This is a genomic window from Marinobacter sp. (assembly GCF_965229985.1).
Taxonomy (GTDB): domain Bacteria; phylum Pseudomonadota; class Gammaproteobacteria; order Pseudomonadales; family Oleiphilaceae; genus Marinobacter.
In genome coordinates this window covers 3,412,839-3,426,616 of record NZ_OZ245935.1, presented here as the reverse complement: position 1 = coordinate 3,426,616, position 13,778 = coordinate 3,412,839, and the positions used below count along the sequence as shown (strand labels likewise).

Below are 13,778 nucleotides of genomic sequence, written 5' to 3'. Positions count from 1 at the left end.
ATTTGAGGCAACCCCTCTGACCGGCCAATCGGAGCCTGCTTGTCAGTCAGCTGCGCCGATAGGCTCAGCATAGGTTCCGTGCCGGCGCGCACGCCACTCGCGGAACTGCTCCAGCCAGGACAACAACGCGGGTATTACCAACAAAACCAGCAACGTCGATAGCCCAAGGCCAAAGGCAATAGAGGTGGCCATGGGGATCAGGAACTGGGCCTGCAGGGACGTCTCGAACATAAGTGGCAACAGACCGCCAATGGTTGTCAGGGAGGTCAGCATCACCGCCCGAACGCGCTGTACCGCGGCCTCGTTGAGCGCATCGGTAATACCCAGGCCCTTTTTTCGCTGCTGGTTATAGAAGGCTACGAGAATAATGGCGTTATTGACCACAATCCCCGACAGACCGAACAGACCAAAAAGAGACAGAATGGTCAGCTGCAAACCCATCAACCAGTGCCCCAGCAACGCGCCCACCAGGGCAAATGGAATGATGGCCATGACGATCAGCGGCAGGCTCCAGGAGGCAAAGACCCAGGCCAGCACCACGTACATGAGCGCCAGACCGATAACCAGGCCGGTTTGCATGTCTCCAAGTGTCTCCCGCTGGTCGGCGGCACGGCCCTCAAAGCTGTAACGCACATTGTAGCGACTGGCAATGTCCGGCAGCGCCTCTGCCTCAAGGCTGGTCAGAATCTGGTCCGTAGTGCTGACCCGGGTGTTCAGTCCGGAGGTAACCTCCACCGCCAGCCGACCCTCGGCATGGCGCAGCGCCTGGAAGCCCTGACGGTGATCCAGATTCATGACCTGGGTCAGGGGTACAAAGCGACCGTCCGGAATCCGGATTGTGATGCGCGACAGGGTCGACAGCTGCTCCCGCTGATCCTGGGGCAGCTGCACGCGAACCTCAACTTCATCACGGCCATCCTGATAGATCTGGGCAATGCGGCCATCAAAAGCCGCCCTGAGCTGACGCCCCAGATCAGAGGTGGTCAGCCCCAGAGCCTCACCGTAGGCGCTGACCTGATAAATCAGCTGTTCCCTGCCCCACGGCATATCGTCTTCAACATCAAGCACGCCCGGAAGCGTCGAAAGCGCCTGGCCCAGTTCATCCGCCGCACGCTTCAGATCTTCGGCGTTCTCGCCCGTCAGCCGCACATTCACATCCCGGCCCGGCGGTCCGGCCTGGCGTTCGGAAATGGCCAGGTTGTCCAGCCCGGCCGGCGTCTCCAGCCGGCTGCGCCACTCGGTGATGAATTCCGGGTTGCGGACCGAGCGACGATCGGAGGGCACCAGTTCGATCATCATCGAACCGAGTTCGTCGCCGCTACGGGAACTGCCCTCGGCACCCTGGGTTGCGCCCCTGGTGGTGACTGCGTGCAGAATGAAATTACCACCCAAGGCCTCTTCGGTTTCATTGAGCGTTTGCTGCATCTGAGTCAGGAAATCATCCACCGTGCCGCGATCGGTGCCGGCCACGAAGCTGGCATTGGCGTAGAACACCGAAGGCTCCGGTGTCGGGAAAAAGTTGAACCCAAGGCGGCCACCGGCCAGCAGACCAATCGTTACGATAGCCAGAGCCACCGCACTCGCCACCGTGGCGCCCCGGTGTTGCAGGCTGTAACGGGAAAACCGCCGAAACCGGCCTTCCCGGAAACGGTCGAAACGCTGTTCGAAACCTCGCCGGAAGCGCTCCACGGGGCCAGGCTTTTTCGGCTCAGGTTCTGCCTCCCCCGCTTTTTTCTTGCGCCGGAGCACAAAGGCATGCCGAAGGTGCGCCGGAAGCACGATGAAACACTCAAGAAGGGAAGCGACCAGAACGCAGATCATTACCAGCGGAATATCGCCCAGAATATTGCCGATGACACCGCCCACCACCAGAAGGGGCATAAAGGCGGCAACGGTGGTCAATGAAGAGGCCAGCACGGGCCAGACCATGCGTTTGGCCGCCCCCTCCGAGGCGTAAATCGATTCCTCGCCCATTCGCGCGTGGGCGTCAGCGTCCTCGCCCACCACAATGGCATCGTCGACGATCACCCCCAGAGCCATGATCAGGGCGAACAGCGAGATCATGTTGATCGAGCCCCCAATCAGCCAGAGCACCGCCATAGCCGCCAAAAACGCCGTCGGAATACCCACAGCCACCCACAGGGCTACCCTGCCCGGGAGAAACAGATAAAGCAGGCAAACCACAAGTACCAGGCCACCCAGGCCATTGTTCACCAGCAGCGAGATACGGTCATCCAGAAGCTGCCAAGTCTCATCATAAACCTCCAGCTTTACCGTCGGCGGCAGTACCGGCCGGGTATCTGCCAGCCAGGTCTCCAGTACTTTCGCCGCCGCCAGCGAGTTGCCATTTTCCGATCGCTGCAGTTGCAGCTCAACCGCAGGCTTGCCGTCCTTTTCGAGGGTCACCTGGCTCTCGCGGGCCTCCTGACGGATGATCGCTACATCGCCCAGGTTCAGTTGGATCCTCTCACCACTGAGCACCGGAATGTTCTCGAACTCCTGAGGGCTGCGCCGCTGTTCCACGGCGCGGAGCTCCCGGGTGGCATCCTGCTGCGCCATCATGCCTGCAGGCAGATCCCGGGAGATCGCTGCCACTCGTTCGGCAATCTGGTCCAGCGACAGGCCCAGGGTCTCCAGCCGTTCAACCGGCACATCAATACTGATCTGCTGCTCAGGCAGGCCGCGAATCGACACCCGGTCGATACCGCGCTGGAGCAGTTCATCCTCAAACCGGTAGGCCAGTTGCCGCAGCTCGCTTCGATCAACATCACCAAACACCAGCAACCGGGCTACCGGCTCGTAACGTTCTATCCGGGTTACCTGGGGCTCTTCGGCCTCGGCGGGAAAGTTGGTGAATTCGTCCACCTGCTGGCGAACATCATCCAGGGCCTGAATCGGGTTGGTGCCCTCTTCGAATTCGAGCGTTATCGAGGAAACACCCTGGGCCGAGGTGGAGGTCATTTTTTTCAGACCATCCACACTGCGCAGGCGTTGTTCAAGCGGATTCGTGATTCCCTGTTCCACGTCTTCCGCGGAGGCGCCACTCCAGACCACCCGAACACTGACGACATCCAGGGCGAAGGTGGGGAAGAACTGGATGTTCATGCGGGTCAGGGCCAGCACGCCACCGAGCAGCATGACCAGCATCACCAGATTGGCAGCGACCCGGTGATGAACGAAAAAACCGATAACGCCCTTTCTTCGCCTCATTGCGCCGCCGCTCCGGAATCCGCCACATCCACCTTGAGGCCGGTGACTGCATTGGGCAGGTGCGTGGTGATCAGTTGCGCGCCAGACACCAGGGCTTCACCGGATACCAGCAGGCGTCGCTCGCCGTTCCTGCCCCGCGCTTCGCCAATGCGTTCGATCCGGGCTCGCTCCATCCGGCCATCGGATGACAACAGGTAAACGCTATCGGCACCGTAGAGGGCGCTGAACGGAATCGACACGGTATTACTCCGCGCCGCCCGCTCAAGCGTTACCGGCATCAAACCACCCGGGCGAATGCCCTTGGGGTCTCCCTGCAATTCGAGAATGGCTTCGGTTCCGGACGGGTCACTGGTTCCGGCAAAGCGCGCCAGCCGGAACCGGTGCTGATCTCCAGCACTGGTCGCGGTCAGTGTTTCCCCGCGCGCCAGGGCATCCAGAAGCTCGGCCCGGAACATTTCCGGCACCCTGGCCCTGAGTTCCAGGCCATCCACGGGATAGAGCGACAGCAGGGGTTCATTGCGGCTGACCTGGTCACCTGCAGCAACCTGGATATCGGTAACGATGCCATCGAAGGGCGCGGCCATGCGGGCCCGTTCGGCATCACGCCGGGTGCTGACCAGATTCGCCTCCGCCTGCGCCAGCTTCGCCTCAAGGCTCTGAAGCCGCGCCGGATGCTCTTCGATTGCCCGCTGCCGGGTATTTACCGTCAGCTCTGCCCTGGCTGCAGCGTCTGTGGCCGCTTCCAGGGCCTCGCGGGAAGCCAGATTGCGATTCACCAACGACCGGGTGCGCTCAAGCTGCCGCCGGGCGTTTTCCAGAATGGCCTGTTCGCTGGCCAGGGCGGCCTGATCATTCCGGTAACGGACCTGTTCCGATCGGATCTGGGCTTCCAGATCTTTTACCTGGGCCTCGGCCTGGGCCAACGCGGGCTGGATATCGGCCTCGTCCAATGCCACCAGAAGCTCGCCCTCATTGACCCGCTGCCCTTCCGTCACCGGCCGGGCACCGATACGGCCTGCCAGGGTTGCAGTCACTGTCAGTTGCTCCGGGGCCAGAACTTCGCCATACAGGGGCAACACCGGCGTGTGAGTGCCCGGCTCAATCTCCTGAACCTGAACACGCCAACTCCGCTCGGTGGCACTGACCTCTGCAGGCTCCGGGCGTGTCATCTTGAGAATCATAAAACCGGCGATACCGACGGCGAGAATCAATACGGGAATGAGTCGTTTGGACATTACTTGCTGGCCAGCTAAGGTAAAAAAAGCCCGTCGGGCTGTTAGGTTCAGACTACTATACAATCAAGGCTCGTTTTCGGATCGGACAAGCCTGGGTCCTGCGTCAATTTTACGCGGTGCATCCTTCATTCATGGCAACGGAGAGTATCTATCTTGGCAGTAGAACATCATGTCAATCTCCTTAACGCAACGCTGATTAACGGGCTGATCGTTGCCGTCGTGGTTCTGATCCACCACGAAGTACTGATTAATTTGAGCGGACTCCTGTCGAAAATGCGGCAGAGCCATAGGTTCCGGCTGATTGCCGCCGTGTTCGGCGTTCTCGCTGCACATACCCTGCAAGTCTGGATCTTTGCCGGTGCTTTTTACCTCATGCACCATGCCGAGGGCTGGGGCGAACTTGGCGGCAATTTCAGCGGCAGCATCCTGGACTGCGTCTACTTCTCCTTCACCACATTTACCACCGTCGGCTACGGGGATGTCGAACCCTTCGGCATACTGCGTTTCCTCACCGGCATAGAAGCGCTTTCCGGGCTGGTTCTGATCACCTGGAGTGCCTCCTTCCTGTTCGTGGAAATGCAGCGCTACTGGCCCACCCGCTAGACTTTAGTCGAAGATTGACGGTTACTTTGCACGAATTCTGATCTAATACCCGTTTCTTGCGGCATGTGCACTGTCTTTGTACATATCGCCCCAGAGCGCCGGACATCCAGACCAGACTCATGGAAAGCTACAGGGAATCACAGAAGCACCTTGCCCGCCCTTACCGCAAAGCGGTACTGAAGACGCTGCTGATCTTTACCGCCATCAGCGGCCTGCTGTTTTTTACCCTCAACGTCCAGAGAGAGAATTACCCCCTGGCCTTTGCCGAGCTTGGCATGGCCTGCTACTCGGTTTTCATCTTCTGGGCCATTGGCAACACGAGACACCTGGAACGCTGGATTCTCGCCTTTATCCTGCCGTTCTGCATCACCATGATGTTCGCATTCACATCACCGCGAGCAACCACCACGGTCTTCGCCTGGGTCCTGTTGATTCCCATCCTTTCCCACCTCCTGATGGGTCGGCGCCTGGGCCTGCTGGTATCTGCCGTGTTCATGGGCACGGCAGCCGTGATCTTCTTTTTCAAATATCACGATGCGCCGGAGATGATGCAGCCCCTGCCAATTGCCAATATGGGGCTGATGTCACTGACCATCCTCGCGTTCTCCCATATTTACGAGATCACCCGGGAGCAATCCGAATCCCGCCTGCTGAAAATGGCCCAAACCGATGCCCTGACCGGCCTCGCCAACCGGGCACGCCTCAGCGATGTATTCGAACAGGAGCGCAAACGCAGCCTCCGCAACGGGACTCCGCTTTCCATGCTGGTACTGGATCTCGATCACTTCAAACAGGTCAATGATCAGCATGGTCACGAAGCCGGCGACCTGGCGCTCAGGCATGTGGCCAGTACCCTGCGCGCTTCGCTCAGAGCGACCGATCTTGCCACCCGGCTGGGAGGCGAGGAGTTCGCCATTCTGCTCACCAACACCACGGCAGACCAGGCCCATCAGGTGGCGGACAAGATCCGGAATGCGATTGAATCAAACCCCGTTCCTTATCAGGAGCAATCCATCGGTCTCACCATCAGCGGCGGCATTGCCCAGTTTGGTCCGGACGGGGCAGATCTGCGCAGCCTGATCGGCCGGGCGGACCAGTATCTCTATCATGCCAAGGACTCGGGCCGTAACCGGATCATCAGTTCTGACAGCGCTCTTATCCCCTGCCAGGCGTAGCAACCCTGGTTCAAACCCACTTGCAACGCGCCAGCGTGTAGTAAAGCAGAGGCACGACCACTACGGTCAGCAAGGTGGACATGGCCAGGCCAAATACCAGTGATATCGCCAGGCCGTTAAAGATCGGATCGTTCAGAATGAAGTAAGCACCCACCATCGCCGAAATCGCCGTCAGGGCAATGGGTTTGATGCGCACCGCGCCCGCCAGAACCACCGCCTCGTCCAGTTCCACACCCTCCTCGATCAACTGCCGGATGAACACCACCAGCAGGATGGAATTGCGCACGATGATGCCGGCCAGGGCAATCATGCCGATCATGCTGGTGGCGGTGAATTCCCGCCCCAACAGGGCATGACCGGGCATGATACCGATCAGTGTCAGCGGGATGGGCGCCATGATCACCAGCGGCAGAATATAGGACCGGAACTGTGCCACCAGCAACACAAAGATCATGAATATGCCGACGCTGTAGGCGGCCCCCATATCCCGGAACGTTTCGTAGGTGATCTGCCATTCACCGTCCCATTTCAGGGTGCCTTTTTCCGGCAACGGGGGCTGATCAATGAAATACTGTTCCGGTGCCCCCTCCTGTTGGTTCAGACGCTCAACCATGGCAAACATGCCGTACAGCGGTGAATCAATCTCGCCCGCCATGTCTGCGGTAACGTAAGTCACCGGCAAAAGATCCTTGTGGTAGATCGCGCCCATCCAGTCGGCGTCACGAACCTCGGCAATACTGGCCAATGGAACCAGCGCACCATCGCGACTGCGCACGTTCAGTGACAACAAAACCGAGGGCTGGGCCTTGTCGCCTTCGCTCAGAATTACCCGGATCGGAACCGGGTACTTGGCATGATCGTCATGCAGGAAGCTGACATTGGTTCCGCCCAGGGCCGTCTGAAGGGCAGCAACCACCTGGGCCTGGGACACCCCCAGCCGTGCCGCCCGATCCCTGTCCACTACCACTTCCCATTGCCGTGTGGGCGACTCCAGCGTGGTATCGATATCCACCAGGCCATCCACCCGGGTCATGCCTTGTGCCACCTGCCGGGCCAGTTCCGCCCGTCGGTCTTCATCCACCGCATAGATCTCCGCGACAACGGGTGAAAGCACCGGCGGCCCTGGTGGCACCTCGACAATCTTCACGCTGGCTCCGTACCGGTCACCGATCTCGGTCAGCGGATCCCGGAGAGATTGGGCAATCACATGGGACGGCCGGTCCCGACTCTCCTCATCCATAAGATTGATCTGGATATCGCCGTGATAGGGGTCGCCACGCAGGTAATACTGCCGTACCAGACCGTTGAAATTGATCGGCGAGGCGGTACCGGCGTATGTCTGCCAGTTGGCCACTTCCTCCACCGTTTCCAGGTGGCTGCCCATTTCCATCAACACCCGCTGGGTCTGCTCCATGGGCGTGCGCTCGGGCATATCCACCACCACCTGCAGTTCGGACTTGTTGTCGAAGGGCAGCATCTTCAGGATCACCGCCTGGAATACCGGCAACGAGGTGGCCGCCAGGGTCAGGCACACCACGGCCAGCGCCAGCAGACGCCGCCGCCACGGATGATCACCCAGAAACGGACCAAGCACCGTCCGGAAAATTCGCAGGGACAATGGGCTGACGCCGTCGGCGGAGCTGCAAGCCTCCTCGGCTTCGGCGGCCTGCTCCCCCTTCTTGTGCTTTAGAAGCCTGAAGGCCAGCCAGGGCGCCACCACAAAGGCGACAATCTGTGACAGCACCATACCGGCCGAGGCGTTGATCGGAATCGGGCTCATGTAGGGGCCCATCAGGCCACTGACAAACGCCATCGGAATCAGCGCCGCCATGATGGTGAGACTGGCCATGATGGTGGGCGTGCCCACCTCGTCCACGGCAACGGGAATAATGTCCTTCACCGCCCGCCGGGAGTTCTGGATCCGCCGGTTGATGTTCTCGGTGATCACGATGCCATCGTCCACCAGAATGCCGATGGAGAAGATCAGCGCGAACAGGGAGACACGGTTCAGGGTGAAACCCCAGGCCCAGGAAAACACCAGGGTCAGCAGCAGAGTAATCAGAACGGCAATACCCACAATCAGCGCCTGGCGCCAGCCCATGGCCGCCAGAACCAGCAGCACGACGCACAGGGTGGCGGAGATCAGATCAGTGATCAATTTGCGGGCTTTCTGGGAGGCGGTTACGCCATAGTCCCGGGTAACCAGCACTTCCACGGATTCCGGTAAGGCCCGGTTGCGCAACTGGTCCAGACGCTCTTCAATAGCCGTGGTGATATTGATGGCGTTCTCGCCCGGCTTCTTGGCGATGGCCAGGGTAACCGCCGGGTAAACCTGACCGGGCTGGCCAGCCTTGCCGTCCCCATGGGCCGGTCCGAATCCGGTCATCACACTCTGATCCGCCACAGTGCCACCCCGGCTAATGTCTGCGACGTCTTCCAGGTACACGGCCGCGCCGTTGTGCATACCCACCACCAGACGCCGGACATCCTCCACCGTTTCCAGAAGCGTTCCGGCCTGGACCGGTATCGACAGGTTGTCCCGGGTAATCCGGGCCTCCTGGCTGCTGGTGTTGGCCGCAGCCAGGGCGTTACGAATATCCTCGATGGTCAGGTTGAAGCCAGCCAGCAACGCCGGATCGAAACGGATATCCACGCGATCCGGAATGCCGCCGGTGGTATAGACATCCCGGGTGCCCGGAACCCGCTTCAGGGCAACTTCCAGCATGTGCGCCAGGCGGGTCAGTTCCTCACCCGTGTGGCCGTTGACCGGATCGTAGAGGGTCAGGGTCATCACCGGAACATCATCGATGCCCCTGGGTTTGATCACCGGCTGGGTCGCACCCAGATTGGCCGGCAGCCAGTCCTGGTTGGAATACACCTGGTTGTAGAGCCGCACCAGGGCTTCCTGACGTGGAATGCCCACCTCAAACTGAACTGTGATCACCGCCTGGCCCTGGCGAGACACCGAGTAGACGTGTTCCACACCCTGAATCTCGCTCATCACCTGTTCGGCTGGCGTTGCTATTGCGCTTTCCACCTCACGGGTACTGGCGCCGGGAAACGCCACCATGATATCGGCCATGGTGACATCAATCTGGGGCTCTTCCTCTTTGGGCGTGACCACCACGGCCAGCACGCCAAGAATGATCGCCAGAATGGCCAGCAACGGGGTGAGGTGGTTGTTCTGAAAAACCCGGGCAATGGCCCCGGATGGGCCAACGGGCGGCAAATCACGGCTCACGGATTCGACTCCTCGACCGCGCCTTCAGCCGGATTCAAACGATCGCTGCCCACCAGCTCGGAGGGGTTCGTGACCACACGCTCGCCTTCGCTGAGGCCGGCCAGGATCTCCAGCCTGCCGTTTTGCCGCACCCCCGTGCGTACCTGCCGCAGCCGGGGCTGATCCTGCTGGTCCAGCACGAACACGGCCCTGAGCTCGCTGCGCTGAATCAGGCTGCTGGCCGGCACCCACAGAGCCTCCCGGCTGGTAACCGGCACGCTGACTTTCACCAGCATGCCGGGAAACAGGGAGCCGTTGGGTTCACTCAGGCGCATACGCAGACGAAACGTGTGGGTTTGCGGATTGGCATAGGGGTAGAAGGTCATCTCACCGGTTTCCAGCACCCGGCCATCGGCCAGGGTAACCTGGGCCTGACGCTCCGTGCGGGCCAGTTCGGCGTATTTCTGGGGAAGGTCCACCACAACACGAAGCTGTTCCAGAGATAATCCACTGAGCAACGGCTGACCGGGATTGACCGATTCGCCAACCTCGACATGGCGCTCAGTAAGGATGCCACCATAGGGAGCCAGCACGCGGGTATAGGAGAGCTGCTCCTGCGCCTCGGAAACCGCACCTTTGGCTCGTTCCACCCTTGCCCGGGCGGCGGCCAGGTTGTTGCGGGCCTGGTCGAACTCCTGCCGGGACACCAGACCCCGTTCGTGCACTGCTTCAATACGTTCAAAGCGCTGGCTTGCGTCCGCCAACGCTGCTTCAGCCTCTTCCAACCCGGCCTGGGCCTGACGCAAACGGGACCGCTGCTCACTGTCCTCCAGCTGAACAATCAGGTCACCAGCGGCAACGGAATCGTCCACATCGTAGGGCAGGCTCTGGACGGTGCCACTGGTCTGGGCAGAGACGGTACTCTGCTGCACGGCTTCAATGACGCCATCGAGGTGCACGGTCTCTTGCAACTCGCTGCGCTCGGCAGTGGCTGCCATCAACTCCGGGCCACTGCCTTGGCCCAGCGCAATGGAGGACTGCAGCATCAAGGCCACAACAATACACGCAGCGGCTATCCGTTCCATCGGGCATCTCCGTTTATAGTTATGAGGTAAGAACCCAAGGTTATCAAAAATAAGCGCCAGGAACAGTTCAGGTGCTGTTCGAATGGCAAGAAGGTTTCTTTTTCAGAGCCTCAAATCCGATAATAATGTCCATAAGCTCGTTGGTTATTTCATCCTGACGCACCAGACGGAACTGGCCGCCAACCTCCTCCAGCCGATCATCAACCGCCTGCTCTGCCTGCTGCATCAATGCCAGCCTTGCCGCGTTCTCAGTCACCATCGCTTCCGCCGATGCGCGAAAAACACTGGCAAAAATATGGTTGCGCAGCAGCGCTGCGAGCAGGGGTGTTGGCTGCATCGTATAGTCAGGCAGGGAGCGGGATTGCCATCCAGACTTCGCGGGTTCAGAAAGCAACGTGGAGGCCAGCGGCAACAACTGGCTCACTTCCGATTCACGCTGGCCCTTTTCGGCCCGTCGGGTGAACACAAGGGTAACGGCAATCCTGTTATGCACATCGCCGCCTCCGATTTCGTCCAGTCGGGTCACGATATCGCTCGCCAGACGCCCGATACCATCGGCCGATGCCGGCGGAAGAAAGGTAGACTCGGGCCTGATACCCTGATCGGCCAGGGCATCACTCATGCGGGCACCCACACACAGTACCCGGGCATGACCGCCCATCTTCAATGCTTCTGACAATGCGCTTTCAGCAAGCGCCTCGTTGTAGTTTCCACACAGACCATGATCAGAACCGAACACCACTAACAGCCGCTCTGCCTGCGCCACTGCGGGTACCGAAACAGGCCCGGTTTTGGCAACGAACGCCCGAATACCGCTCAGCACTGTCTGATGATAGGACTCAATGGATCGGGCAGCGTGCTCGTAGGGCACGGCGTTAATCGCAGACATGGTTTTCATGGTGTGAACAATGCTGCGAATACTGCTAAGGGTTTCGGTCCGTCTGGACAGGGTTTCAAGCGTCTGGGCCATGACGATCGTCTCCCGGCATTCCCAGTGCAACCTGGGCCACCTTCAAAAGGCTTCTCTTTTCCTCTTCCTCCAGCGAACGATTCTCCCGGATGCTCTCGGCGACATCTTTCAGAGAGTCGCCAATACTGTTCCGCATCCTGACCATGACCTCGGCAAGGTCTTTCTCCGGCAGGCCATCAAGCAGCCCTTCCAGGGCCGCCATCAATACCAGAAGCTGCTCGACGGCTGGCATGGGGTCCCGCTCGGGCTGTCGCAACGCAGTGCGCACTGCAGCCCCGCGGCTCAAGCGGGCCTTGGTGTTATCGTCCAGGCGAGTTCCGAACCGGGCAAAATCCTCCAGCTCCTCGAACTGGGACAGGGTGACACGCAGATTGCCAGCCACGTCCCGAAAAGCCCGGTGCTGAGCCTTCCCCCCGACCCGCGATACCGATAGCCCGATATCCACCGCAGGAAACTGGTTTTTCCTCACCAGCCTGGGCGACAGGTAGATCTGTCCATCGGTAATGGAGATGAGATTTGTCGGAATGTAGGCGGACAGATTCTCCGCCTGCGTTTCGACAATGGGCAGTGCGGTAATGGAACCACCCCCGGCGTCTGCGGTGAATTGACCGGCTCGCTCCAGCAATCTGGCATGCACATAGAAGATATCCCCGGGGAAAGCTTCCCGCCCCGGCGGGCGACGCAGTAGCAGAGAGAGTTCCCGATAGGAGCGGGCATGGTGGGTAAGATCGTCGAAAATCACCAATACGTCCCGCCCCTGGTCGGCAAAGTACTCCGCCATCGTCATCGCTGCATAGGGTGCGACATAGGCCAGCCCGGGCGCGTCCTCATCCCCGGCCGCAACAACTATGGTGCTCGCGAGCTGGCCGGCTTTCCGCAGTGTTTCAATGACTCGGGCCACCGCATCTCCGCGCTGGCCGATTGCGCAGTATATGCTCAGTACGTCTGAGCGGGCCTGGTTCAGAATCGTATCGATAGCAATGGACGTTTTCCCGGTCTGTCGGTCCCCAATGATGAGCTCCCTTTGGCCCAGACCGATCGGGACCGCACCATCAATGACCTTGATACCGGTGGCCAGCGGTCGGTTCACCGGAGCCCGGCTCAGTATGCCGGGCGCGCTGGCCTCCACCGGTCGTTCAGCTGTCGACACTACAGTTCCCTTGCCGTCACGCGGGCTTCCGGTGGCATCGAGAATGCGGCCGATAAGGCTCGTGCCCACCGGTACGCTGAATACTTTATGGGTTCGCCAGACATCCTCTCCCGAGGTGACCCGATCAGAAGGCCCGAGCAAAATCACGCCCAGTCGATCCGGCTCCAGATCCAGCACCACACCCCGGACACCCGAAGCGAACACCAGCAACTCGTCAGCAAGTGCCCGCGCAAGGCCTGAGACAACAGCAATACCGTCACCAACCTCGGCAACCGTGCCCACTTCGGTCAGCGCAGGGGCAGGCGTCGGGCCGTCCAGTAAGGCACCCAAAAAGTTCCTGGCCGGAGTAAAGGACGGTTTCTCAGCCATGATTTTGCATCCATCCGGTCCCACCCGACGCCAACCGCTCGGATAACATTCCGGTCAGCTCATCGGTATAACTGTCGACCGTCCAGGCCACCTGAACGCTGCCAATACGCAGGATCAGCCCCGGAGCCTGACCGGGATCCGTCGTGAAACCCAATTCAAGGTCCGGAGCCAGGCCTGCCAACGCCGTTCGAATCTTTTCCTGTGTGCTTTCCGGGAGCGGCTTATGAGTAGTCGCAACAGCCTGTTCCGCGATGCCAGCGGCGGAGACCAGCTCCGACTTCATGGATTTCAGCTTTCCGATCACATGCAGCCCGATACGCTCCTCGAGATCCTCATCCGCCAGATCGCGCAGGGCCCGTCGCACCAGTTGGTAAAGTGTTTCGGCGCTGGCCAGGTGCAACTCACTGATAAATCGGTCCCGCTCTGAAGTCAAATGTGCCTGCCATTCCTGTTTTTCCCGTTCCAGGCTCTCACGCGTGGCGGCGAGCAGAGTGTCTTTCTCTTTTTCCGCCTGCTGACGAATACGCTCCACCTGTTCGGAGTTGTCGACCAGCAATGCCTGCTTCTGCTCCAGAAACGCAGCTTCGGCGGCTGAGGCCTTCTTCTGCGCTATCTCCGCTTCCCCCATCCGTGCGGCGATCTCGGACTCACGGGCATCGATTCCATTCAGGATGGGCTTGTACAGAAAACGTTTCAGAAGCCAGACCAGCACCAGGAAATTGCCGATCTGGGCAAGCACCGTGACCCAGTCAACAGACATG

9 protein-coding genes are annotated in these 13,778 nt (G+C 60.1%); 2 read left to right on the top strand and 7 right to left on the bottom strand.

Annotated elements, in window-relative coordinates; genetic code table 11:
* Positions 1-42: 42 nt before the first annotated feature.
* Both ACO06L_RS15555 and ACO06L_RS15550 read right to left on the bottom strand, forming a co-directional pair.
* The gene (locus tag ACO06L_RS15555; protein WP_064229199.1) at positions 43-3,210 is read right to left on the bottom strand and encodes an efflux RND transporter permease subunit; all 3,168 of its coding nucleotides are present in this window, start codon (positions 3,208-3,210) and stop codon (positions 43-45) included.
* The gene (locus ACO06L_RS15550) at positions 3,207-4,445 is read right to left on the bottom strand and encodes an efflux RND transporter periplasmic adaptor subunit (protein WP_064229200.1); all 1,239 of its coding nucleotides are present in this window, start codon (positions 4,443-4,445) and stop codon (positions 3,207-3,209) included. The genes ACO06L_RS15555 and ACO06L_RS15550 overlap by 4 nt, the downstream gene beginning before the upstream one ends.
* A gap of 153 nt (positions 4,446-4,598) precedes the next feature.
* Here ACO06L_RS15550 and ACO06L_RS15545 point away from each other — a divergent pair, with 153 nt between their 5' ends.
* A complete protein-coding gene (locus tag ACO06L_RS15545) occupies positions 4,599-5,048 on the top strand; it encodes a potassium channel family protein (RefSeq protein ID WP_014579117.1) in 450 nt (149 codons plus the stop codon).
* A 119-nt stretch (positions 5,049-5,167) separates the two neighbouring features.
* A complete protein-coding gene (locus ACO06L_RS15540) occupies positions 5,168-6,223 on the top strand; it encodes a GGDEF domain-containing protein (RefSeq protein WP_064229202.1) in 1,056 nt (351 codons plus the stop codon).
* A 10-nt stretch (positions 6,224-6,233) separates the two neighbouring features.
* On the opposite strand, the gene ACO06L_RS15535 is transcribed toward ACO06L_RS15540, so the two are convergent.
* From ACO06L_RS15535 to ACO06L_RS15515, 5 genes are all read right to left on the bottom strand, one after another.
* Positions 6,234-9,464, bottom strand: a complete 3,231-nt coding sequence (locus ACO06L_RS15535; RefSeq protein WP_064229203.1) for an efflux RND transporter permease subunit — start codon at positions 9,462-9,464, stop codon at positions 6,234-6,236.
* Positions 9,461-10,528 (bottom strand): efflux RND transporter periplasmic adaptor subunit, encoded by a 1,068-nt coding sequence (locus tag ACO06L_RS15530; protein ID WP_064229204.1) that lies wholly within the window; start codon positions 10,526-10,528, stop codon positions 9,461-9,463. The genes ACO06L_RS15535 and ACO06L_RS15530 overlap by 4 nt, the downstream gene beginning before the upstream one ends.
* 67 nt (positions 10,529-10,595) lie before the next feature.
* Positions 10,596-11,498, bottom strand: a complete 903-nt coding sequence (locus ACO06L_RS15525) for a F0F1 ATP synthase subunit gamma (protein WP_202346435.1) — start codon at positions 11,496-11,498, stop codon at positions 10,596-10,598.
* Positions 11,482-13,017: a F0F1 ATP synthase subunit alpha gene (locus tag ACO06L_RS15520; protein WP_064229206.1), complete on the bottom strand. Its 1,536-nt coding sequence runs from the start codon at positions 13,015-13,017 to the stop codon at positions 11,482-11,484. The genes ACO06L_RS15525 and ACO06L_RS15520 overlap by 17 nt, the downstream gene beginning before the upstream one ends.
* On the bottom strand, positions 13,010-13,777 hold the full coding sequence (locus tag ACO06L_RS15515; RefSeq protein ID WP_064229207.1) for a F0F1 ATP synthase subunit B: 768 nt from the start codon (positions 13,775-13,777) through the stop codon (positions 13,010-13,012). The genes ACO06L_RS15520 and ACO06L_RS15515 overlap by 8 nt, the downstream gene beginning before the upstream one ends.
* Position 13,778 lies beyond the last annotated feature (1 nt).

Coding starts and splice junctions, on each gene's coding strand:
- ACO06L_RS15555 (WP_064229199.1), bottom strand. CDS start 3,210: ATGAGGCGAAGAAAGGGCGTTATCGGTTTTTTCGTTCATCACCGGGTC.
- ACO06L_RS15520 (WP_064229206.1), bottom strand. CDS start 13,017: ATGGCTGAGAAACCGTCCTTTACTCCGGCCAGGAACTTTTTGGGTGCC.
- ACO06L_RS15525 (WP_202346435.1), bottom strand. CDS start 11,498: ATGGCCCAGACGCTTGAAACCCTGTCCAGACGGACCGAAACCCTTAGC.
- ACO06L_RS15530 (WP_064229204.1), bottom strand. CDS start 10,528: ATGGAACGGATAGCCGCTGCGTGTATTGTTGTGGCCTTGATGCTGCAG.
- ACO06L_RS15515 (WP_064229207.1), bottom strand. CDS start 13,777: ATGTCTGTTGACTGGGTCACGGTGCTTGCCCAGATCGGCAATTTCCTG.
- ACO06L_RS15540 (WP_064229202.1), top strand. CDS start 5,168: ATGGAAAGCTACAGGGAATCACAGAAGCACCTTGCCCGCCCTTACCGC.
- ACO06L_RS15550 (WP_064229200.1), bottom strand. CDS start 4,445: ATGTCCAAACGACTCATTCCCGTATTGATTCTCGCCGTCGGTATCGCC.